Here is a 21,213-nt window from a genome sequence, read left to right as displayed (position 1 = left end):
ATGTGTTTCTACAGTGTTGTCTGTGTTCCCACAGCGTTATAGGGCGCGGCTCAATGCATTCAGAGACGAAAACCGTTGTATTCGGCGGCCCATTGCTGCTGGGCCGCCAGGGCGCTTTTCAACCGGGCGATCTGCTCGCGAACCTGTTGCGGCGCGGTGCCGCCCCAGCCACTGCGGGCATTGATGGCGGCTTCGAGGGTCAGGCTGTCGCGTACCCCCGCGGTCAGGCGGCTGTCGACCTCGGCCAGCAGGGCCGGGCTGGCATCCCAGAGTTCGATGTCGCGGGCTTCGCAGGCCTTGACCAGCGCCCCGGTGATTTCATGGGCCTCCTTGAACGGTACGCCACGCACCGCCAGCCAGTCGGCGACCTCGGTGGCAAGGGTGAAGCCCAGGGGCGCCTGGCGCCGCAGTTCCTCGACATTGACGGTCATGGTCGCGACCATCCCGGCCATGGCCGGCAGCACCAGCAACAGGGTGTCGACGCTGTCGAGCACGCCGTTCTTGTCCTCGCTGAGGTCACGGTTGTAGGACAGCGGCAGGGACTTGAGGGTCGACAGCAGGCCGGTCAGGTTGCCGATCAGGCGACCGGCCTTGCCCCGCGCCAGCTCGGCGATATCCGGGTTCTTTTTCTGCGGCATGATCGAACTGCCGGTGGCATAGGCGTCGTCCAGGACGACCCAGCGGAACTGGCGCGACGACCACAGGCAGAATTCTTCGGCCAGGCGCGAGATGTTGATCCCGAGCATGCTGGCGACAAACAGGAATTCGGCGACGTGGTCACGGCTGGCGACGGCATCGATGGAGTTCTCGCACACGCCGCTGTAACCCATTTCCAGGGCCGACTGTTGCGGCTGGCGGGCGATGGCGGAACCGGCCATGGCGGCGGCGCCCAGGGGCGACAGTGCGGTGCGGGTATCCCAGTCCACCAGGCGCTGGACGTCGCGCAGCATGGCTTGCGCATGGGCCAGCAGGTGGTGGGCGAACACGATGGGTTGAGCCTGCTGCAGGTGGGTGAAACCCGGGCAGATGCTCTCGACATGCTGTTCGGCCTGTTCCACCAGGGCCTGTTGCAGCGCCAGGACTTCCACCGCCAGGGTGCGCACATGGTCGCGCAGGAACAGCCGCAGGTCGTTGGCGGTCTGGTCGTTGCGCGAGCGTCCGGCGCGCAGCTTGCCGCCGAGGGCGCCGAGGCGTTCGGTCAGCAGCCGTTCGATAAAGGTATGCACGTCTTCATCGTCGAGGGTCGGCGCGATGCGGCCGGCCTGGAAATCCTCGCCGATGACATTCAGCGCCTCGACCATGGTCCGGGTTTCCTGCTCGTCGAGCAGGCCGGCGCGTTGCAATTCATGGGCGTGGGCCCGGGAGCCGGCAAGGTCGTAGGGCGTCAGGCGGAAGTAGCGCTCCGGGCAACGCGACAGGGCGGCCAGGGCGGCGGACGGACCGCTTTTGAAGCGGGCTCCCCAGAGACGATCGGTGGCTTGGGTCATTGTTGTTTTCCTCACGCAGATTGATGTTCAAGGCAGGACCGCAACAGGCGTTCAGGCGGGGCGAGGCCAGCCGGAAGCGGGATGGGTCGTGCAGTTTTCAGGAGGGCAGTTGCAAGTGAAGGGAACTGATCGAAGTGTCAGTTTTTAAACGCGTACAATCAGCGAGTTGTCGCTGATTTGCAGAAATTGATTGTGGTTGCCAAGCCTTGTTTTCTGTGTTCATTATTATTGACCGGCTATGTTCTTGTTGTGGGACAAATCCTGGTGAATAGGCGGTTTGAGGTCAATAAGCATTATGGAAACCCAACTTTCCACTTCTGGAAACCCATCGGCAAAACCCGGCCAGAGAGCGCCGCTGGCCCTCAGCGGGCTGGATTTCAAATTGCTCAAGGTGTTCAAGGCCGTGGTCGAGGCCGGGGGCTTCAGTGCGGCCCAGAATGAGCTGAATGTGGGGCTCGCGGCCATTAGCAAGCAGATTTCCGACCTGGAGATCCGTATAGGCATGCGCCTCTGCACGCGTGGTCGGGAAGGTTTCTGCCTGACCGAAGAGGGTAGCCTGGTGTATCAGGCATCCATCGAGTTATTTGCGTCGGTGGACAAGTTTCGCGATCGGCTTAGTTCGGCGCAGAATGAACTGGTGGGTGATCTTAGTGTTGGCGTCGTGGATAACACTATTTCCGATCTTAATTCACCGTTAGTTGCCGCGCTGCGGATCATCAATGATGAATCTCCGAAAGTAAGGTTTCGCCTGCATGCGGCACAATTGGATGAAGTAGAGCGGGGCGTGGTTGAAGGGCGATTTGTCGCCGGCATCGTGCCGGTGTATCAGAAGAGAGAGGAGTTCGACTACTTCTCCCTATATGAAGAACTGTCCGAGGCGTACTGCGGTGTCGGCCATCCGTTGTTCGATCTTGACGACGCCTTGATCGACCGGGATGTACTGCGCAACCACGCGTTCGTCAATCATCGTTATGCCATTCACCGGGACAAGCTCGACTTTGTCGGCCACGACAGTTATTCGGCCTCCGCGTCCCAGGTCGAAGCCGTGGCAATGCTGATCCAGACCGGGCGTTTTGTCGGCTTCCTGCCACGGCACTACGCCGCTCCACTGGTCAGCCGTGGGCAGTTGCGGGCCCTGCGGCCGGAAACCATCCGTTTCAATACCTCATTCAACCTGATTCTGCGCCACAACACGGCGCGCGGCCCCTTGATCAAGGCTTTCGCCCAGGCCCTGGGCGTTGATCTCAAGGCGCCGGTCTAGCTGGCGCCATGGGCTGAACAGCGAGTTGCCGGGGCTTTCGCGAACCTGTTTGCCAAGGATGCGTTCATGGACTTCATTGTCGAACAGCAGTCCTTCGATGACGCGGCGGTAGCCCGGATCATCGGCCAGAGGGCCCTTGAATGCCACCAGCGCATCGCGCAGTTCCATCAGGCCGTTCAATACGGGTGGCGTGATGCCTGCTGAAAGCGGCAATCCGGCCGTTAGTTGCACTGGCGAGGTGGGACAGGCCGAGTCCCGCGGGTGGTTTTTCTTGCACATGGACGGTTCCTTGCCAACTGCGGCGGCATCGGGTCAAAGGGGGCGGGCGTGTCACGACGGAACGGGAAGTGGCGTGCGCCCGGCAGCGCAAACTCACGTTTCAAGTTCGAACAGTCGACGGATTTATTGTAAGTCAGCGGTCCGCCAGGGGTTGGCTGGGCGGGGCTTTTAGTGCCCGTCATATTTACGGGTTTATACGTAGGAACTTTCTAGTTTTTTGCTGGAGTGTAGGTTTAAGCCCGGCTGGAAAGTGGGAAACCGTGTAGTCGAAAAAAGAATGCTCTGTGGCGACGGAGTTTCGAGTCAGTACTCAAAACATGGACTGTCGGAATAATCCTCGATGGGCACTACCAATGCTGATATTTCCAACCGAAAGCCTCGGGTAATGCCTTGTTACCAGAGGCTTTTTTGCCGCTGGCGAGTCGTCAGTCCTCGAACCCGGCCTGTTCATGGATTTCATCCATTTTCAATTCCAGCCGGTAGGCCACGGCGATGAACAGCGCCTGGCACAGGCACAGCGTGGCGCTCAGGGAGCGGAAGGCGAAGGAGCTGCCCTCATTGACCAACAACACCGTATTGGCCCGCTTGGCCAGGGGCGACAGATTGCTGTCGGTGATGATCAGGGTCTTGGCCTGGTGGTGCTGGGCAATGCGCAGGCAGTGCTGGGTTTCCTTGCCGTAGGGCGTGAAGCTGATGGCGATCACCAGGTCGTTGGCCCGCACGCTGCGCATCTGCTCGCGATAGCTGCCGCCCAGCCCGGATACCAGGTGGATGCGTTTGTTGGTGTGCTGCAGGTTGTAGACCAGGTAGTCGGCCACGGCGAACGAGCGGCGCACGCCGACCACATAGATATTGTCGGCGTTGACCACCAGGTCCACGGCCTTTTCGAAGGCTTCGTCATCGAGCTCCAGGCCCAGCCGCTCGATCCCCGACAGCGTGGCGTTGACGCACTCGCGCGCCAGGTCGCCGCCGCTGGCTTTCTGCGACTTGTTGGCGATCATGCTGCGGATGCGTTGCTGATAGTTCTGTACCGGCGTGGTCTTGTGGGTGTAGGCCTCGCGGAACAGCGTCTGCATCTCGCTGAAACCGCTGAAGCCGAAGCGCTGGGAGAAGCGCACGATGGCCGAGGGATGCACTTCGCATTCGCGGGCGATATCGCTGATCCGATCGACCATGATCCGATCGCTCTGCTGGCTCATGTAGCTGGCGATGCGCTTGAGCTGGCGGGGCAGGTCCTCGTATTCCTCGGTGATCAGCTGCAACAGGCGTTCGGCATTGATCGGGGGGCTGGGGAGGTCGCCGACAGGCGAGGTCGAAGCCGGCTGATCGGTGCGGGACATAGTGAATCCTTCTGGCTTGTTCTTTTAGGGCGCGGGCGATTGTCCGGCCGGCCCCTGACAATAGGTTGGCTTGCGCAGTCTACAGGGTAGGCGGAAAAAAAAGCGTCGCCATGGGGACCGGCGGCCGGGCTGAATCGATGCACCCTGCCTGGAGAGACTCTATCGGAGTTTATTGGAAAAAATATTCCACGTAAAAAATATATAGAAAAAATATTGATCGGCCTCGCCAGACGTTTTAGTCTGCATCCACCAAGCGTGTGCCTCGCCGCTCGGGCGAGGGGCGCCGACTGAATAAAAATAACAGGAGCCAGCATGGGCCAGACTCGTTTTGCCACTGGGCGTCAATTGGATCTGATCTGCCTCGGACGCCTGGGCGTCGACCTCTATGCTCAGCAGGTCGGTGCGCGACTGGAGGATGTGAGCAGCTTCGCCAAGTACCTCGGCGGCTCTTCCGCCAACATTGCCTTCGGTACCGCCCGCCTGGGACTCAAGTCGGCCATGTTGAGCCGGGTCGGTGACGATCACATGGGTCGCTTCCTCCTGGAATCCCTGGCCCGCGAGGGCTGCGATGTCAGTGGCATCACCGTCGATCCGCAACGCCTGACCGCCATGGTCCTGCTCGGTCTCAAGGACCGCGAAACCTTTCCCCTGGTGTTCTACCGGGAAAACTGCGCCGATATGGCGCTGCGTGCCGAAGACATTGATGAAGGCTTTATCGCTTCGAGCCGATCCCTGCTGATCACCGGCACGCATTTCTCCACCGAAGGTGTCTACCAGGCGAGCATCCGGGCCCTGGACCATGCCGAGAAGCATCAGGTCAGGCGCGTGCTCGATATCGACTACCGGCCGGTGCTCTGGGGCCTGGCCGGCAGGGCCGACGGCGAAACCCGCTTTGTCGCCGACCAGCAGGTCAGTGCCCATGTGCAGAAGATCCTGCCGCGCTTCGACCTGATCGTCGGGACCGAAGAGGAGTTCCTCATCGCCGGCGGCTCGACCGACTTGCTCGCGGCCCTGCGCCGGGTGCGCGAACTGACGGCCGCGACCCTGGTGGTCAAGCTCGGCCCGCAGGGTTGCACAGTGATTCACGGGGCGATCCCGCAGCGGCTGGAGGACGGTGCGATCCATCCGGGCGTGCGGGTTGAAGTGCTGAATGTGCTGGGCGCCGGCGATGCCTTCATGGCCGGCTTCCTCAGTGGCTGGCTGGACGGCGCCGACGATGAACACTGCTGCCGCTTGGCCAATGCCTGCGGGGGCCTGGTGGTTTCCCGGCACGCCTGTGCCCCGGCCATGCCGACCCGGGCCGAACTGGACTACCTGTTCAGCAGCCCGGTGCCGATCACCCGGCCCGACCAGGACGTGCTGCTGCAACGCCTGCATCAGGTCAGCGTGCCGCGCAAAGCCTGGAAGCAGTTGTTCATCTTCGCCTTCGATCATCGCGGACAACTGGTGGAACTGGCGCAGCAGGGCGGGCGCGATCCGGCCTGCATCAGCCACCTCAAGCTACTGTTCATCAAGGCCGTGGAACGGGTAGAGGCCGACCTGCAACGCCAGGGCGTGGCCGCGGATATCGGCCTGCTGGCGGACCAGCGCTTCGGCCAGGACGCCCTGAACGCCGCGACCGGCCGCGGCTGGTGGGTCGCGCGCCCGGTGGAAGTCCAGGGTTCGCGGCCGCTGGCGTTCGAACACGGGCGCTCCATTGGCAGCAACCTGATCGGCTGGCCCCAGGAACAGATCATCAAGTGCCTGGTGCAATACCATCCCGATGACGAACCGATGCTGCGCCTGGAACAGGAGGCGCAGATCCTCGGTCTGTACCAGGCGTCCCAGGTCAGTGGGCATGAGCTGCTGCTGGAGATCATTCCGCCCAAGGATCACCCTTCGCCCCATCCCGACGTGCTCTATCGTGCGCTCAAGCGCCTGTACAACCTGGGCATTTTCCCGGCCTGGTGGAAGATCGAGGCACAGAGCGCGCAAGAGTGGCAGCGCCTCGATGCCCTGATCCAGGAGCGTGACCCGTATTGTCGTGGCGTGGTCCTGCTCGGCCTCAATGCGCCGGCCGACGCCCTTGCCGAGGGCTTTCGCCAGGCCGGGCGCAGCAGCACCTGTCGCGGCTTCGCGGTCGGTCGTACGATCCACCATGAACCGAGTCGGGCCTGGTTGGCGGGGGAAATCGACGACGAAGGACTGATTCGCGCGGTGCAGGCGATTTTCGTGCAGTTGATCGATGCCTGGCGTGAGGCCAGGGCCAGTTGACTGCAGGAAAAACAGTCGTGATCGTTCCCACGCTTTGCGTGGCAATGTAGGTCGCGACGCTGGACGCGGAGCGTCCATGGCGGCATTCCCACGCGGAGCCTGGGAACGATCAACCGCCAACGGCTTCTCGGCGGTGCGGGTCCCGACAAGCCCGCTCCCACAGAGTGTTGAACAACAAGAAAAGGTGCAGTCCATGCCCACTATCCGTATTGGCATCAACCCGATTTCCTGGAGCAATGACGACTTGCCTTCCCTCGGCGGCGAAACGCCCCTGAGCACCGCCTTGAGCGAAGGCCAGGCCATCGGCTACGAGGGCTTCGAACTCAACGGCAAGTTTCCCAAGGATGCCAAGGGGGTCGGCGATGTCCTGCGTCCTTATGGCCTGGCCCTGGTCTCGGGCTGGTACTCCAGCCGCCTGGCCCGGCGTTCCGCCGCCGAGGAAATCGACGCCATCGCCAGCCATGTCGAGTTGCTGGCACAGAACGGCGCCAAGGTGCTGGTCTACGGTGAAGTCGCCGACTCGATCCAGGGCCAGCGCATCCGCCTGGTCGAACGGCCCCGCTTTCACACTGAACAGGCCTGGCAGGTCTACGCCGACAAACTCACCGAACTGGCGCGGTTCACCTTGTCCCGGGGCGTACGCCTGGCCTACCACCATCACATGGGCGCCTATGTCGAGTCGCCGACGGACATCGATACCCTGATGCGCCTGACCGGCCCGGAAGTCGGCCTGCTGTTCGATTCGGGGCACTGCTACATGGGCGGTGGCGAACCGCTGGATGTCCTGCGCAAGCATATCGGGCGCATCAGCCACGTGCATTTCAAGGATGTGCGCAAGCCGGTGGTGCAACTGGCGCGCAACCAACTCTGGAGTTTCCCGGACTGTATCATCAACGGCACCTTCACCGTGCCGGGCGACGGCGATATCGATTTTGCCGCGTTGCTCGATGTGTTGCTGGCCGCCGGTTACGAGGGCTGGCTGGTGGTCGAGGCGGAGCAGGACCCGGCGGTGGCGCCGAGCTACGTCTACGCGAAAAAAGGCTATGACACCCTGCGGGCACTGCTCAACGAGAGGATCGCGCCATGAACCTGCTGGTCAAGAGTTCACCCCGTGGCCAGCAGATGGTCGCATTGCCTGCCGGGACCCTGGAGTACGTGGGGTTTGCCGCCTACCGCCTGAGCCTGGGCGAGAGCCTGCCGGTCAGTGCCGATGACCGCGAGCTGTGCCTGGTGCTGCTGGCCGGCCGGGTCGATATCAAGGGCGAGACACCGGGGCAGGGCGCCTTTCACTGGGACAATATCGGTGAGCGACACTCGGTCTTCGAGGACAAGTCGCCCTATGCCGTGTACCTGCCGCCCCACAGTCAGGCGCGGGTCACGGCCCTGAGCGATGTGCAGATCGCCGTCTGCGCGGCACCGGGCGCCGCGTCCGCGACACTGCCGGCCCGCCTGATCCGTCCCGAAGGGATGAAGCGCAGCGTGCGCGGCAAGGGCGCCAATACCCGGTATGTCTGCGACATCCTGCCGGACAGCGAGCCGGCCCATTCGCTGCTGGTGGTTGAGGTGCGCACGCCGTCGGGGCATTCCTCCAGCTACCCGCCGCACAAGCACGACACCGACGACCTGCCGCACCAGAGTTTCCTGGAGGAAACCTACTACCACCAGATCAACCCGCCCCAGGGGTTTGTCTTCCAGCGGGTCTACACCGACGACCGCAGTCTCGACCAGGCCATGGCCGTGGAAAACAGCGACCTGGTGGTGGTGCCCAAGGGCTATCACCCGGTCAGCGTGCCGTACGGCTACGAGTCCTACTACCTGAACGTGATGGCCGGGCCCAAGCGGGTCTGGCAGTTCCACAACGATCCGCAACACGCCTGGCTGATGGACCTCTGACGAATTCCAGCCCTTGCCCACGGAGAACGACAATAATGCGCCAGCCCCTGCGTTTCGCCCTGAATCGTATGGTTGCCCCACGTCTTGCCCTGGCGGACTTCATTGCCCTGGCAGTGAGCCTCCAGGCGGATGCTATCGAGATCCGCAACGATCTCGCTGGCATCGAGATCGAGGACGGCAGTTCGCCCCGTGACATTCGCCGCCTGTGCGCCGCCGGCGGGCTGCGGGTGCTGTCAATCAATGCCCTGTATCCCTTTGACGTATGGAATGACCAGCGCCGCGAACAGGCCGTCCGGCTGGCGAGTTATGCCCGCGACTGCGGCGCCGAGGCGCTGGTGATGTGTCCGTTGAACGACCGCGCCGACCCCCGCGGCGGCGCCGAACGCACCACGGGCTTGCGCACGGCCCTGAGTGAACTGGCGCCGATCCTGCGCGAACACGGCATTCTCGGTTTTATCGAGCCCCTGGGGTTCGAGGAATGCTCGCTGCGGCGCAAACGCCAGGCCGTGGATGCCATCAAGGCCGTTGGCGGGCTGGACGTGTTCCGCCTGGTGCACGACACCTTTCATCACCATCTGGCGGGTGAGGAGGAGTTTTTTCCCGAATTGACCGGCCTGGTGCATATCTCTGGCGTGGAAGACGCCCAGGCGCCGCTGGCGACCATTCGCGATGGCCATCGGGTCCTGGTGGGCGAGGCGGATATCCTCGGCAACGCCGCGCAGATCCGCCATCTGCTCGCCCATGGCTACAGCGGGCACCTGTCCTTCGAACCGTTCGCCGAGAGCGTCCACGGCCTGGAGGATATCCGCCAGGCCCTGGGCGCGAGCATGGATCATCTGAACAGCAAGGTGGCTGCATGAGCACGACACGACTGACCATGGCCCAGGCCCTGGTGAAATTCCTCGATAACCAGTATGTCGAGGTCGACGGGGTGCAGAGCAAGTTCGTCGCCGGGGTCTTCACCATTTTCGGCCACGGCAATGTCCTCGGCCTGGGCCAGGCGCTGGAACAGGACAGCGGCGAACTGCTGGTGCACCAGGGCCGCAACGAGCAGGGCATGGCCCACGCCGCCATCGGTTTCGCCAAGCAGCATCTGCGGCGCCGGATCTACGCCTGCACGTCCTCCGTCGGCCCGGGGGCGGCGAACATGCTGACCGCGGCCGCCACGGCCACCGCCAACCGTATTCCGCTGTTGCTGCTGCCGGGGGACGTCTATGCCAGCCGCCAGCCCGACCCGGTGTTGCAGCAGATCGAACAGTTCCACGACCTGAGCATCAGCACCAACGATGCCTTCAAGGCAGTGAGCAAGTACTGGGACCGCATCAACCGTCCCGAACAACTGATGAGCGCGGCGATCCAGGCCATGCGGGTGCTGACCGATCCGGCCGAAACCGGCGCGGTGACCCTGGCCTTGCCCCAGGATGTACAGGCCGAGGCCTATGACTACCCGGACTATTTCCTGCGCAAGCGCGTGCATCGCATCGATCGTCGGCCCGCCACCGACGCCATGCTCGACGACGCCGTGGCGCTGCTCAAGGGCAAGCGCACACCGTTGATCATCTGCGGCGGTGGGGTTCGTTATTCCGGCGCCGGTGCGGCCTTGCAGGCCTTTGCCGAGCGCTTCGACATTCCCTTCGCCGAAACCCAGGCCGGCAAGAGCGCGATCGTCTCGGCGCATCCGCTGAATGTCGGCGGCATCGGCGAGACCGGTTGCCTGGCGGCCAACCTGCTGGCCCGGGACGCCGATCTGATCATCGGCATCGGGACCCGCTACAGCGACTTCACCACTTCGTCGAAATGGCTGTTCCAGCACCCGCAGGTGGAATTCCTCAACCTCAATATCAGCCCGTGCGATGCCGTGAAACTCGATGGCGTGCAACTGCTGGCCGATGCCCGCTGCGGCTTGCAGGCACTCACCGCGGCCCTGGCCGACTCGGGCTACCGCTCCGCCTGGGGCGATCGGCCGCAGCAGGCCAGGGCCCGGCTCGACGAGGAAATCGAACGGGTCTACCAGATCGACTACCAGGCCGCGGACTTTGTCCCGGAAGTCAACGACCACACGGATCCGGCGGTGCTGCGCGAGTTCATCGAGCTGACCGGCTCCTGCCTGACCCAGAGCCGGGTGCTCGGTGTCCTCAACGAAACCCTGGCCGACGACGCGGTGATCGTCGCCGCGGCCGGCAGCCTGCCGGGCGACCTGCAACGAGCGTGGCGCAGCAAGGGGGTCGATACCTACCACGTCGAATACGGCTATTCGTGCATGGGCTACGAGATCAATGCCGCACTGGGGGTGAAGCTCGCCGAGCCGGCACGCGAGGTCTACGCTCTGGTCGGTGACGGCTCCTACCTCATGCTGCATTCGGAGCTGGCGACCTCGATCCAGGAACGACGCAAGATCAATGTGATCCTGCTCGACAACATGAGTTTCGGTTGCATCAACAACCTGCAGATGGGCAACGGCATGGACAGCTTCGGCACCGAGTTCCGCTACCGCAACCCGCAGACCGGACGGCTCGACGGTGGTTTCGTGCCGGTGGACTTCGCCATGAGCGCCGCGGCCTATGGCTGCAAGAGCTACAAGGTCAGCACCCTCGAGCAGTTGCACGCGGCCCTGGCCGATGCACGATTGCAGACGGTATCGACGCTGATCGATATCAAGGTCCTGCCCAAGACCATGATCCATTCGTACTTGTCCTGGTGGCGGGTCGGCGTGGCGCAGGTGTCGACCGGCGAACGCACCGCCGCCGTCGTGGAAAAGCTCAATGCCCAGCTGGCGAAAGCCCGGCAGTACTGATTGCAGACCCTCAACAAGACTATAAACGGGAGTACTTCTATGTCGTCCTTGAAGCTTGGCGTGATCGGTACCGGCGCCATCGGCCGTGATCATATCCGTCGCTGCAGCCAGGCCTTGCTGGGCAGCCAGGTGGTGGCGGTCACCGATATCAACCTGGAACAGGCGGCCAGGGTGGTGGCCGAGCTCGACCTGGTCGCCGAGGTCTATCCCGATGGTCACGCACTGATCCAGGCCGCGGAGGTCGAGGCGGTGCTGGTGACTTCCTGGGGGCCGAGCCACGAGGAATTTGTCCTGGCGGCGATTGCCGCCGGCAAGCCGGTGTTCTGCGAAAAACCCCTGGCGGTGACCGCCGCCGGCTGCCGCAGGATCGTCGAAGCCGAGGTGGCCCATGGCAAGCGCCTGGTCCAGGTCGGTTTCATGCGCCCCTACGACCAGGGCTACCAGGCCCTCAAGGCGGTGATCGACAGCGGCCAGATCGGCGAACCGCTGATGCTGCACTGCGCCCACCGCAACCCGACCGTGGGTGAGAACTACAAGACCGACATGGCGATCACCGACACCCTGATCCATGAGCTGGATGTGCTGCGCTGGCTGCTGGCCGATGACTATGTCTCGGTGCAGGTGGTGTTCCCGCGCAAGTCGCCCAAGGCCTTCCCTCATCTCAAGGATCCACAGATCGTCCTGCTGGAGACGGCGCGTGGTACGCGGATCGATGTCGAGGTCTTCGTCAACTGCCAGTACGGCTATGACATCCAGTGCGAAGTGGTCGGGGAAACCGGTATCGCCCGGTTGCCGGAGCCGTCCCAGGTGCAGTTGCGCAGCCAGGCCAAGCTGTCCAACGCCATCCTGATGGACTGGAAGGATCGTTTTATCGCCGCCTATGACGTCGAGTTGCAGGCGTTCATCGATGGTGTGCGGGCCGGGCAGGTCGGCGGGCCGTCGGCCTGGGACGGTTTTGCCGCGGCGGTGGCGGCGGATGCCTGTATCGAGGCGCAGAACAGCGGTGCGATCGTGCGGATCGGTTTGCCGCCACGGCCGGCGTTCTATCACTGATTTGCCTCAGCGGGGCCGGCCTCTTCGCGGGCAAGCCCGCTCCCACAAGGTGTGCGTGGATTCGACCAGACCACGGTGGGAGCGGGCTTGCCCGCGAAGAGCTCGTCACAGTCACCCTGGAAACGGGAGCCATCCGCGTCCCTTCATGCAAAGGAGCCAGGTCATGCGCATAGGATTGGTCGGCTACGGCCATGGCGGCCGTTATTTCCATGGACCGCTGCTGGCCAGCCTGGCGGGGGCGACCTTTGTCGGCGTGGTCAGTCGCGATGCCGGGCGGCGCCGTCAGCTGGCCGCCGATCATCCCGGCCTGCCGGCGTTCGACAGCCTGGCGCAGTTGGTCGAGGCCGGCGTCGACATCGCGGTGATCTGCACGCCACTCGCCGGTCGCCGGGAGCTGATCCTCGAAGCCATCGCGCGCGGCATCGGTGTGGTCAGCGACAAGCCTTTCGCGGTCGATGCCCGCGAGGCCGAGGAACTGATCCGGGCGGCACGGGACAAGGGCGTACTGCTCAGCGTCTACCAGAACCGCCGTTGGGACTCCGATTTCCTGACCGTGCGCAAACTGATCGCCGCCAACGCCCTGGGCCGGATCAGCCGTTTCGAATCGCGCATGGAGCGTTATGCCCCGGCTACCGTGGGCGACCCGGGCGGCGGGGGGATCCTTCGAGATTTCGGCAGTCACCTGGTGGACCAGGCGCTGCAACTGTTCGGCCCGGTGGCGCGGGTCTACGCCGAGGTGGATTTTCTCGCGGCCCACGCAGGACTCGACGATGATTTTTTCCTTTCGCTGACCCATCGCAACGGCGTGGTTTCGCATCTGTGGGGCAATGCCGTGCAGAACCTGCCGGGGCCGCGTTTCCGGGTCACCGGCGATTCCGGCAGCTACAGCGTCGACGGCCTGGATGTGCAGAGCGAGGCGGTGCTGGGCGGGCGTTCGCCGAAGACCGAGGGCGAACGCTGGGGTGTGGAGGAGCACCGCAACTGGGGCTGGTTCGAGCGGGGCAGTGAGCGCGAGAAGGTGCCGTCGGAGCGGGGCAACTGGCCGCAGTTCTACCGTCAGCTCCAGGAGGCGGTGGCCGGGCGCGGGCCGGTGCCGGTGTTGCCGCGGGAGGCGCTGGAAACCACCCGTGTACTGGATGCCGCGCGGCTCAGCGCGCAAGAGGCGAGGGTGGTGTGGTTGGATTAGCTGTGCCTGTACTGGCGTCTTCGCGGGCGAGCCCGCTCCCACAAAGGTGTGTGTGTTCGACAAGCCCCCGTGGGAGCGGGCTTGCCCGCGAAGAGGCCGGACCTGCCAGCCCTTTACTGCCGGCTTCGACTCACTCCACCAGCCGCACAAACCCCGGCTGCAGGCCAAACACCTCGACACCTTCCTGGGTTGCCTGTCCGGTGGTGATCGGCAGGCGCTTGACCGGCTGGTCCACCGCCTCGCGATAATCCACCAGCAGCCCCTTGTCGGTGCGCTGGATCGCCGCCGCCGGGAGGATGATCGCCTGGTCGTTGCGGTAGGTGATGATGGTCAGGCGCGCACTCATTCCCAGGCGCACCCGCTGCAATTGCTCGCGGGTCAGTTTGGGCACCGACAGGGTCACCGGGAACTGCGCGCTGCCCCCCGGCGAGTCGTTGGGCAGGGCCAGGCTGCTGACGATATCGACCGAACCGTTGAGCCGTTCGCCATCGAAACCGTCACCGAGGATCTCCACGCTCTGGCCCTGGTGCAACTGGTTGATGTCCAGCTCCGAGACCTTGCTGACGATCTTCAGCTGTTCGATATTCGCCAGGCCGAACAGCACCTGCCCCTGGCTGACCCGGCTGCCGGCCTGGACCGGCCCGGCGTTGTTGGCCGTGGAGTTCTGCGTACTGTTGGCACCCGGTGGCGGCACGACGATGCCGGCAAACGGCGCCAGCACGTTCTTGCCTTCGAGGAGCTTCTGCAACGCCTCGTATTTCACCGTGGCATTGGTCAGTTCCATATCGGCGATCTGTCGGTATTCGCCCTTGCCCTGGTCCAGCGCCTGCTGCAGATCGCCCTCGGCGGCCACCAGGTCGAGGCGCTGGGTCTGCAACTGCTGTTGCAGATCGTCGAGTTCGTTGCGCGGGATGATGCCGCGCTGGAACAGGTTCTGGCTTTCGCGCAGCTTGCGTTCCGAATTGCTCACCGCCATCTGCGAGGTCCGCAGCGAACGCCGGGCCCGGGCTACCTGCTGGCCGTTGTTCCAGTCCTGCAGTTCCTGCACCGCGCGCCGGGCCTTGAGCTGGGCCGAAAGGGCGTCGCGCAGCTGGATTTCCAGGAGTCCCGGGTCCATCTGCAACAGGCTCTGCCCGGCGTCCACCCGCTGCCCCTGTTCCACCAGGACGGTACGCACATTGCCCTCGAACGGCGCGGTCAGGGTGATGGTCTTCTGCGGTTCGATCTTGCCCACCAGGCCGATCTGGTGCACCAGCGGCGAAGCCTGCACCGCGATCCAGCGGCCATCCTTGGGCTGGTCGGCGGCCGGCGCGCGCAAGGTGGTCACGACGACCCCGGCCACCGCCAGCACGAGCAGCAGCCCGGCGCCTTGCAACCAGCGCTTGCGCCGGACCTGCTTGTCAGTAGTCATTGAGTGCAATGTCCCAGCTCTCCAGAGTCATGCCCAGGGTCAGATCCAGTTGGGTCTGGGCGTTCAGATAGGCGATCAGCGCATTGAGGCGGGCGTTCTCGGCGTTGCGCAAATCGCCTTCGTAGCTCAGCACCTGGAAGTTGCTCGACCGTCCGGCACTGAGTTTTTCCCGCTCGATGTCCAGCTTGCGCCTGGACAGTTCCTCGGCGCGCTGGGCGATCTCGTACTGGCGCCAGCGGGTGCCGAGGTCGCGCACCACGTCGCTGACGCTGCGTTCCAGGGCCTGGCGGGCATCGGCGAGGATGATTTCCTGGTTCTCCACATCGACCCGCGCATGCACTTCGGCCTGGCGGGTGCTGAGGTCGCCGATGGGAATTTGTACCTGGACCCCGGCATAACTGTCCCAGCGTCGCGAACCGCCGTTGCTGGTGTCGTTGTCAAAGCGGTCGCGGATCTGGTTGGCCCCGGCCACCAGCGAGACGTCCCAGCGGCCCTGGTCCTTGGCGATCACCAGGTTGAGGTCGGCCTGCTGGCTGCCGAGCAGGGTGGCCAGGTACTCCGGCTGCTGGACCTGGGCCACCCGCAGGGCATCGCGTTTGTCGATATTGACCCGCGAGGCTTCCAGCGCCTCGGTGGCCCGGATCGGTGTCGACAGGTCCAGGGCGAGCAGGCGCAGCAGCGTCAGGCGATTGATGTCCACCTGGTTGCGGGCTTCCTCCACCCCCAGTTCCTGGGAGGCGATATCGGCTTCGGTCTGGACGATTTCGAACTCGGCCATGCGTCCGGCCGCGATCAGCGCCTTGTTTACCTCGAGCAGGGTATTGGCGCGCTTGAGGGCTTCCTGGGTGATGGTCAGTTGTTCCTGGGACCGGAGCATTTCCCGGTAGGCCGTGATGATATCGCTGATGGTCTGGGCCACGTTGGTCTTGAGGTTGAGCCGGTTGACCTGCTCCGAGATGCGCGCCAGGCGGAGCGGGGCGGTGGTCACGTCCCAGCCCGCGCCACGCAGCAACGGCTGGATGATCGCCAGGTTGAGGCCGTCGCTGCGGTAGCGCCCGGCGACATCGGCATTGCTCAGCTGCTGGGTCCAGGCCATGCTCAGGCGGGTCCCGTACTCGCCCAGCAGGCTGGTGGTCGGTGCCAGGGAGGCATTGCGCGTGTTGTCCTGGGAACCCTTGTTCACCCGGTATTCGCTGGCGAGCAGCAGCTTGGGGTTGAAGGCATCCTCGGAGACCCGCAGGTCGAACTTCTGCGCAACCCGCTGCAGATAGGCGCTGCGGATACCCCGGTTGTTGCGCAGGCCCAGGTAGACCGCATCGCCCAGGGTCAGGTTGGTCATCTGTTCGCTCAGCAGCACGCTGCGCGGCTGCTCATTGCGCAGGGTCGGCGCCGAGGGGCGGCCGACCAGTTCGCCGGCGGCGGCGAACTGGCAACTGAGCAGGCAAAGCAGGGTGGCCATCCATGGCTGCGGTCTATTCATCGCGCAGGGCCTCCACCGGTTGCAGGCGCGAGGCGGAGATGGCCGGGTAGAGGCCGAAGAACAATCCCACCAGCAGGGTACTGCCAACCCCCAGGGGCAGCGAGGCGGCGGACAGCGAGAACTGCCAGTCGGACATCCGCGCATACAGGTACGCGGCACTCACCCCCAGCACCGCGCCGGACACCGCGCCCACCGCCGTCAGGGTCACGGCTTCGAGCAGGAACAGGTTCCGGATATCCCGGCGCCGGGCGCCCAGGGCCATGCGGATACCGATCTCGCGGCGACGTTCGGAAACGTTCATCAACATGACATTCATCACCCCCACACCCCCTCCCACCAGCGAAATCCCCCCCAGGGCCAGCAACAGGTAACCGAAGGTGCGGCTCTGCCGGGTCATGCCATCGATCATCTGTTGCGGTATCTGCACTTCGACTTCACGTCCACGCAGGCTGCTTTTCAGCGCCTGGGTCAGGTCCCTGGCGACGGTTTCCATCTCCTGGTCGGGCGCGGCCCGGGCGATCACGCTGCTGATCTGCGGCGAGGCGGTGATCCGGCGCATGCCGGTCAGCGGCACGAACAACGAGTCATCGGTCTGTACCGGAATCAGGATCGCCGGCGGCTGGCTCTGCAGGATGCCGATCACCTGGAACAGGTAGTCGTTGATGCGGATGCGGTCGCCGGGACGCAATGGCGCGGCGGCGCTGCCCAGGGCACGGGCGACCTTGTCGCCGACCACCACATAGGTTTCGCCCTGGTCGAAGTCGGAGATAAAGCGGCCTTCGCGCAGCTTCAGGCGCATGGCCCCGGCCAACTGCTCGGTACTGCCGACCCAGCTGGCATTGGTGTTGCGGCCCTGGAACAGCACCGGGCCGCTGGAAATCGCGATCGGCGCCAGGTACAGCACCGCCGGCAGCAGCGCCTGCAGGCGCGCGGTGTCGAGGGTCGCCGGCATCGGTTCACGGACCGTGGCGTCGCCGGGGAACTGCACCGTCATGGTGTCGGTGCCCATGTCCTTGAAGATCGCCGCGGCTTCCTGCGCGGCGTTGTGGCCGATATTGATCAGCGCGACCACCGACGAACTGCCGATGACGATGCCCAGCAACGCCAGCATCGAACGCTTGCCCAGGGTCCGCAGGCTGACAAAGGCTTCGTGCAGCAGCTGGCTGGCACTCTGCTCGACCCGCAGGTTCATGCCGGGCAGGCCTCGTGCACCACACCGTTGTGGACCCGGATCTGGCGGTGCAGGCGTTCGGCGATATGCGGGTCGTGGGTGACGATGATCAGCGTCACCTGGCGGACACGATTGAGCTCCAGCAGCAGGTCCATGATCTCCCGGGCGGTACTGCTGTCGAGGTTGCCGGTGGGTTCGTCGGCGAGGATCACCGAGGGTTCGCCGACCAGCGCCCGGGCAATGGCGACCCGCTGGCGCTGGCCGCCGGAGAGATCGGCGGGACGGTGGTGGGCACGGTCGCCGAGGCCGACCTGGGCAAGCATCTTGCGCGCCCTTTCCAGTGATTCGCCCCGGGGTACGCCGCGATAGCTCAAGGGCAGGGCGACGTTATCGAGGGCGTCCAGGCGTGGCAGCAGGTTGAAGCTCTGGAACACGAAGCCGATCTGCTGGTTGCGGATGGCCGCCAGCTGGTCCGGGCTGGCCTTGAAGATATCGTGTCCGGCGAAATGGTAGTGACCGCTGTTGGGCAGGTCGAGCAGGCCGAGGATATTGAGCAGGGTGCTTTTACCGGAGCCAGAGGCCCCGAGGATGGCGCAGCTTTCGCCGACCTCGATGGACAGCGAGACATCCTTGAGAATGGTCAGCGGTTGCTCGGCGAGGCGATAGCTCTTGCCGATGCCTTGCAGGGAAATGAAACCTTTGTGAACAATCGATTCAGTCATCGCTGATAGCGCCGGCAGGCTCGTCCATGATCCGGCCACGACCCTGGTGCGCTTCAGGCATCCAGGCGTGTTGCGGGGCAGGGGTAGGCACAGGTTTTGTTTTCTTATTTTAAAAAATTGTTTGAATAGTAACCGTGATCCCTATCCTACGCCAGCCGTCTAGCGCAGGGAATACGCAGAGTTTTGCCGGCGATCTTGTGACAAGAAGAAACATATTCGCCTCGCCCCCGATCGGAAAAATCGTGAGTCTTCAACTAGCTTGCGCGAGGGTGACACCGCCTTGAGAGGCTTGCTTTCAGCGGCTTTCGCAGGTATAAAAAATCAAATTTATTTTTAAAACGCTGTTCGTTCGGTCAGATTTCTTCTCGCAAAGGCTCCTCACTTATGGTCGCAAAGAAACTCAGCGCTCCCAATGTCACCAAGACTCGCTTGCTGGATGCCACGGAGGCACTGTTTACCAAGTACGGCTATGACGCCGTGCTCTTGCGCCAGATCACCGAACGAGCCCAGGTCAACCTGGCCGCCGTGAACTACCACTTCGGGGACAAGGACTCCCTGATGACCGCACTGCTGATGCAACGCCTGGGTCCCCTCAACGAACAGCGCCTGGAACTGCTCGCCAAATGCGAGGAGCAGAGCGACGGCCCGCTGGACTGCGAAACCCTGCTCGGCGTGCTGTTCGCCCCGGCCATGGGCCTGGAGCGCGCCGGTTCCGGCGAGGAAGGCCGGTCCTTCGTGCGTTTCCTCGGGCGGGTCTACAGCGACACGTCGCCGTTTATCCAGGAATACCTGAAGGAACATTACCAGCCGGTGTTCGAGCGCTTCTTCAATGCCTTCGCCCTGGCCTTGCCGGATATGCCGCGCAATGAAGTGGGGGTGCGCCTGCAATTTGCCCTCAAGGCCATCTCCGGGGTGATCGCCGGGACCGAGCTGCGTTTCCTGATGCAGGCGATGAGCCTCGGCAGGCCGGCCACCGATGCCGAAGTCATGGCCAAGCTGATCAGTCTGGTGTCGGCCGCGATTCATGCGCCGATGCAGGATCACAAGGCCGCCAGTGCCCTGGAGCGGGTACTGGAAACCCAGCACGAGATTCGCCAGGGCAATAACCAGGCGAATGCAAAGTTGGCGATCAAGTAACTAACGGCTTTCCGGCAAAACCGATGACACAGCCAACAGTTTTGTTGGCTGTGTCACAAAAGCCGGAATGTGTGGATTGACATCAAACAAGTCTTTTTAAACCGGTGCTTGCCGGTTTATTCCCTCCGCTGCAAATCAGTCCTGCCTCGAATGATTATTTCCGATAATGAGTAGTCTCGCCGGTTGCATATCAGGATATGCACTTGTGCGCTGCCACTAGTTGTCTGTGAAGTATTGGCTTCCCACAAGTTTTCACAAGCTTTCACAGCCGCTGGCAATTTCACCTGAGTAGTATGCAACGCATGCAGACCAACGGGGCCAGGTTCAGGAGAAGGCCATCCTCGTTCGTGATTACCGGCAGTTTGCATAGCTTTCAGTTTGCAATCGTGCAGCTGAAGAACTTCTGATCGAGACTAGGAGATATCAAATGAGCGACGTCCCACCAGTAAGCTCCGGCAACGCAGACGCAGCAATCGCCAAGATGCAAGCAACTTTCGATATGGCAATCGAGAAGTCTGCAAAGATCACTGAATTGTCCACTGCCAAAAAAGCAGAACTCGACGCCACCAAACAGCGTCCGTCCAACTGAGTTGGCTCGCGAGCGGCGCCCGGCGCCGCTCGCCTGTTCAAAGCAACAGTCACAACAGTACTTAACTTACACCTTATCTGATGTGAATGGTCCTCGGCGCCGACCCCAGGTCGACCTCGGACGGTTCACTGTTCCTGATCGGTGCATTCGCTACATGGCCCGCTGCGGTTGGCGGAGTTGATGGTGGTAAGTCCAGTCATGACAGCCCTGATATCCCGACCTTCGAGCGCTGCCAGCGGTTTGCCGCTTCTGAGCATCACCCAAGGGGTGCATCAGGGGGTATCGCTGGTCCTGGAAGCACCGACCTACCTGATCGGATGCGCCGTGCCGGCCGACCTGATCCTGCGCGATCCGGGGATTGCCGCCGAGCATCTTCGCCTGCGTTTCGACGGTGTCCATGTCGCCATCGAGGCTCTGGGCGGTGACATAAAGATCATCGGCGATAGCGCCCGCAGCGTGACGGTCCCCCGCGGCAATGGCCACCGTACGCGGCTGCCGCTGCGAATCCTCCTTGAAACCGTCGAGTTGCGGCTGGCCGTCGATGGCGATCCCCTGCCGGCGCCGACGGCACGCGCACCGATTGCCGGCGCGGCGACCAGGGGCAGGGGCGGGGGCAGCGGCTGGCGCTGGGCCGCCCTGGGCTTCCTGGCAGCGTGCGCCACCACGGCCTTTGCCCTGCGCAACGAGCCGCAACCGGTTGTCGATTCGATCAGCGTGGTCGATCCCGTGGCTCTCGCCGTCGGCCAGCCCGCGGCGACCCTGGCCGAGGCCAGGGGTTATCTCGACAACGGCCTGCGCGCAGCCCGCCTGAACGGTATCACCGTGCAGCTCAAGGATGACCAGTTGCTGGTCCAGGGATCGTACGACGCTTCGCAGAAAGCGCAATGGCTCGCATTACAGAAGGGCTTCGACAGCCGTTATGGCCGTACCTTCGTCCTGCACCAGAACGTCAGCGTGCGCGACAGCGTGGCGACACCGCGGGTGCGTTTCCAGGCCGTCTGGTTCGGCGCCAATCCCTATGTGGTCAACGATTCCGGAAAACGCCTCTATCCCGGTGCGGCGCTAGCGGACAACTGGGTGATCGAGCGGATTGAAAACAACGAGGTTGTCCTCGCCCGTGGCGAAGAACGCTTCACCTTCACCTTATGACCTGCGCC

At 63.5% G+C, this 21,213-nt stretch carries 18 protein-coding genes; 11 read left to right on the top strand and 7 right to left on the bottom strand.

From position 1 onward, the window contains the following. Positions 1–59: 59 nt before the first annotated feature. Positions 60–1,487 carry an argininosuccinate lyase gene (gene argH / locus HX881_RS02660; protein WP_177082609.1) on the bottom strand — a complete coding sequence of 476 codons (1,428 nt, stop codon included), beginning with the start codon at positions 1,485–1,487 and terminating at the stop codon, positions 60–62. A 295-nt stretch (positions 1,488–1,782) separates the two neighbouring features. Between argH and HX881_RS02655 the strand changes: the two genes are divergently transcribed. Next, positions 1,783–2,748, top strand: a complete 966-nt coding sequence (locus HX881_RS02655; RefSeq protein ID WP_042936453.1) for a LysR family transcriptional regulator — start codon at positions 1,783–1,785, stop codon at positions 2,746–2,748. Here HX881_RS02655 and HX881_RS02650 read toward each other — a convergent pair. Both HX881_RS02650 and HX881_RS02645 read right to left on the bottom strand, forming a co-directional pair. Beyond that, on the bottom strand, positions 2,653–3,027 hold the full coding sequence (locus HX881_RS02650; RefSeq protein ID WP_177082086.1) for a hypothetical protein: 375 nt from the start codon (positions 3,025–3,027) through the stop codon (positions 2,653–2,655). The two genes, HX881_RS02655 and HX881_RS02650, sit on opposite strands and share 96 nt — an antisense overlap. A gap of 425 nt (positions 3,028–3,452) precedes the next feature. Next, positions 3,453–4,367, bottom strand: a complete 915-nt coding sequence (locus HX881_RS02645) for a MurR/RpiR family transcriptional regulator (RefSeq protein WP_017128432.1) — start codon at positions 4,365–4,367, stop codon at positions 3,453–3,455. Positions 4,368–4,679: 312 nt separating this feature from the next. On the opposite strand from HX881_RS02645, the gene HX881_RS02640 reads away from it, so the two are divergent. From HX881_RS02640 to HX881_RS02610, 7 genes are all read left to right on the top strand, one after another. Further along, positions 4,680–6,620, top strand: a complete 1,941-nt coding sequence (locus HX881_RS02640; RefSeq protein WP_177082607.1) for a bifunctional 5-dehydro-2-deoxygluconokinase/5-dehydro-2-deoxyphosphogluconate aldolase — start codon at positions 4,680–4,682, stop codon at positions 6,618–6,620. 193 nt (positions 6,621–6,813) lie between these two features. Continuing rightward, complete coding sequence (iolE, locus tag HX881_RS02635) at positions 6,814–7,707, top strand: myo-inosose-2 dehydratase (RefSeq protein WP_177082605.1); 894 nt, start codon at positions 6,814–6,816, stop codon at positions 7,705–7,707. Further along, positions 7,704–8,513, top strand: a complete 810-nt coding sequence (gene iolB, locus HX881_RS02630) for a 5-deoxy-glucuronate isomerase (RefSeq protein WP_177082603.1) — start codon at positions 7,704–7,706, stop codon at positions 8,511–8,513. Before iolE ends, iolB begins: the two co-directional genes overlap by 4 nt. A 35-nt stretch (positions 8,514–8,548) precedes the next feature. After that, complete coding sequence (locus HX881_RS02625) at positions 8,549–9,373, top strand: TIM barrel protein (protein WP_177082601.1); 825 nt, start codon at positions 8,549–8,551, stop codon at positions 9,371–9,373. Beyond that, positions 9,370–11,307, top strand: a complete 1,938-nt coding sequence (gene iolD, locus HX881_RS02620; protein WP_017128427.1) for a 3D-(3,5/4)-trihydroxycyclohexane-1,2-dione acylhydrolase (decyclizing) — start codon at positions 9,370–9,372, stop codon at positions 11,305–11,307. Before HX881_RS02625 ends, iolD begins: the two co-directional genes overlap by 4 nt. A 39-nt stretch (positions 11,308–11,346) precedes the next feature. Continuing rightward, a complete protein-coding gene (gene iolG, locus HX881_RS02615; protein WP_177082599.1) occupies positions 11,347–12,360 on the top strand; it encodes a bifunctional inositol 2-dehydrogenase/D-chiro-inositol 1-dehydrogenase in 1,014 nt (337 codons plus the stop codon). A gap of 163 nt (positions 12,361–12,523) precedes the next feature. After that, positions 12,524–13,546 carry a Gfo/Idh/MocA family protein gene (locus HX881_RS02610; RefSeq protein WP_177082597.1) on the top strand — a complete coding sequence of 341 codons (1,023 nt, stop codon included), beginning with the start codon at positions 12,524–12,526 and terminating at the stop codon, positions 13,544–13,546. A gap of 130 nt (positions 13,547–13,676) precedes the next feature. Here HX881_RS02610 and HX881_RS02605 read toward each other — a convergent pair whose 3' ends face one another. The 4 genes from HX881_RS02605 to HX881_RS02590 are packed head-to-tail and all read right to left on the bottom strand — an operon-like array spanning position 13,677 to position 18,330. Further along, complete coding sequence (locus tag HX881_RS02605; protein ID WP_177082595.1) at positions 13,677–14,957, bottom strand: efflux RND transporter periplasmic adaptor subunit; 1,281 nt, start codon at positions 14,955–14,957, stop codon at positions 13,677–13,679. Further along, complete coding sequence (locus HX881_RS02600; RefSeq protein WP_177082593.1) at positions 14,947–16,437, bottom strand: TolC family protein; 1,491 nt, start codon at positions 16,435–16,437, stop codon at positions 14,947–14,949. The genes HX881_RS02605 and HX881_RS02600 overlap by 11 nt, the downstream gene beginning before the upstream one ends. After that, a complete protein-coding gene (locus HX881_RS02595) occupies positions 16,430–17,629 on the bottom strand; it encodes an ABC transporter permease (RefSeq protein WP_177082591.1) in 1,200 nt (399 codons plus the stop codon). Before HX881_RS02595 ends, HX881_RS02600 begins: the two co-directional genes overlap by 8 nt. Beyond that, positions 17,626–18,330 carry an ABC transporter ATP-binding protein gene (locus HX881_RS02590; RefSeq protein WP_103032893.1) on the bottom strand — a complete coding sequence of 235 codons (705 nt, stop codon included), beginning with the start codon at positions 18,328–18,330 and terminating at the stop codon, positions 17,626–17,628. The genes HX881_RS02595 and HX881_RS02590 overlap by 4 nt, the downstream gene beginning before the upstream one ends. Before the next feature lie 384 nt (positions 18,331–18,714). On the opposite strand from HX881_RS02590, the gene HX881_RS02585 reads away from it, so the two are divergent. The 3 genes from HX881_RS02585 to HX881_RS02575 all read left to right on the top strand — a co-directional run bounded on the left by HX881_RS02585 (position 18,715) and on the right by HX881_RS02575 (position 21,205). After that, entirely contained in the window at positions 18,715–19,467 is a 753-nt protein-coding gene (locus HX881_RS02585; protein WP_017128420.1) for a TetR/AcrR family transcriptional regulator, read from the top strand. Between the two features lie 427 nt (positions 19,468–19,894). Further along, positions 19,895–20,056, top strand: a complete 162-nt coding sequence (locus tag HX881_RS02580) for a hypothetical protein (protein ID WP_017128419.1) — start codon at positions 19,895–19,897, stop codon at positions 20,054–20,056. A gap of 198 nt (positions 20,057–20,254) precedes the next feature. Then, positions 20,255–21,205, top strand: coding sequence for a SctD/MshK family protein (locus tag HX881_RS02575; RefSeq protein ID WP_177082589.1), 951 nt, complete (start codon positions 20,255–20,257; stop codon positions 21,203–21,205). Positions 21,206–21,213: the final 8 nt, after the last annotated feature.

It is taken from the genome of Pseudomonas gingeri, assembly GCF_013386115.1.
Classification (GTDB): Bacteria; Pseudomonadota; Gammaproteobacteria; order Pseudomonadales; family Pseudomonadaceae; genus Aquipseudomonas; species Aquipseudomonas gingeri.
The sequence above is the reverse complement of the archived record's forward strand: the minus strand, read 5'-3'. Positions and strand labels throughout refer to the sequence as shown.

Excerpts from the sequence above, each read along its gene's own strand:
- iolD (WP_017128427.1), top strand. The coding sequence starts at position 9,370 with ATGAGCACGACACGACTGACCATGGCCCAGGCCCTGGTGAAATTCCTC.
- HX881_RS02655 (WP_042936453.1), top strand. The coding sequence starts at position 1,783 with ATGGAAACCCAACTTTCCACTTCTGGAAACCCATCGGCAAAACCCGGC.
- HX881_RS02610 (WP_177082597.1), top strand. The coding sequence starts at position 12,524 with ATGCGCATAGGATTGGTCGGCTACGGCCATGGCGGCCGTTATTTCCAT.
- iolG (WP_177082599.1), top strand. The coding sequence starts at position 11,347 with ATGTCGTCCTTGAAGCTTGGCGTGATCGGTACCGGCGCCATCGGCCGT.
- HX881_RS02605 (WP_177082595.1), bottom strand. The coding sequence starts at position 14,957 with ATGACTACTGACAAGCAGGTCCGGCGCAAGCGCTGGTTGCAAGGCGCC.
- HX881_RS02585 (WP_017128420.1), top strand. The coding sequence starts at position 18,715 with ATGGTCGCAAAGAAACTCAGCGCTCCCAATGTCACCAAGACTCGCTTG.
- HX881_RS02625 (WP_177082601.1), top strand. The coding sequence starts at position 8,549 with ATGCGCCAGCCCCTGCGTTTCGCCCTGAATCGTATGGTTGCCCCACGT.
- argH (WP_177082609.1), bottom strand. The coding sequence starts at position 1,487 with ATGACCCAAGCCACCGATCGTCTCTGGGGAGCCCGCTTCAAAAGCGGT.
- iolB (WP_177082603.1), top strand. The coding sequence starts at position 7,704 with ATGAACCTGCTGGTCAAGAGTTCACCCCGTGGCCAGCAGATGGTCGCA.
- HX881_RS02645 (WP_017128432.1), bottom strand. The coding sequence starts at position 4,367 with ATGTCCCGCACCGATCAGCCGGCTTCGACCTCGCCTGTCGGCGACCTC.
- HX881_RS02650 (WP_177082086.1), bottom strand. The coding sequence starts at position 3,027 with ATGTGCAAGAAAAACCACCCGCGGGACTCGGCCTGTCCCACCTCGCCA.
- HX881_RS02590 (WP_103032893.1), bottom strand. The coding sequence starts at position 18,330 with ATGACTGAATCGATTGTTCACAAAGGTTTCATTTCCCTGCAAGGCATC.
- HX881_RS02640 (WP_177082607.1), top strand. The coding sequence starts at position 4,680 with ATGGGCCAGACTCGTTTTGCCACTGGGCGTCAATTGGATCTGATCTGC.
- HX881_RS02580 (WP_017128419.1), top strand. The coding sequence starts at position 19,895 with ATGAGCGACGTCCCACCAGTAAGCTCCGGCAACGCAGACGCAGCAATC.
- iolE (WP_177082605.1), top strand. The coding sequence starts at position 6,814 with ATGCCCACTATCCGTATTGGCATCAACCCGATTTCCTGGAGCAATGAC.
- HX881_RS02600 (WP_177082593.1), bottom strand. The coding sequence starts at position 16,437 with ATGAATAGACCGCAGCCATGGATGGCCACCCTGCTTTGCCTGCTCAGT.
- HX881_RS02595 (WP_177082591.1), bottom strand. The coding sequence starts at position 17,629 with ATGAACCTGCGGGTCGAGCAGAGTGCCAGCCAGCTGCTGCACGAAGCC.
- HX881_RS02575 (WP_177082589.1), top strand. The coding sequence starts at position 20,255 with ATGACAGCCCTGATATCCCGACCTTCGAGCGCTGCCAGCGGTTTGCCG.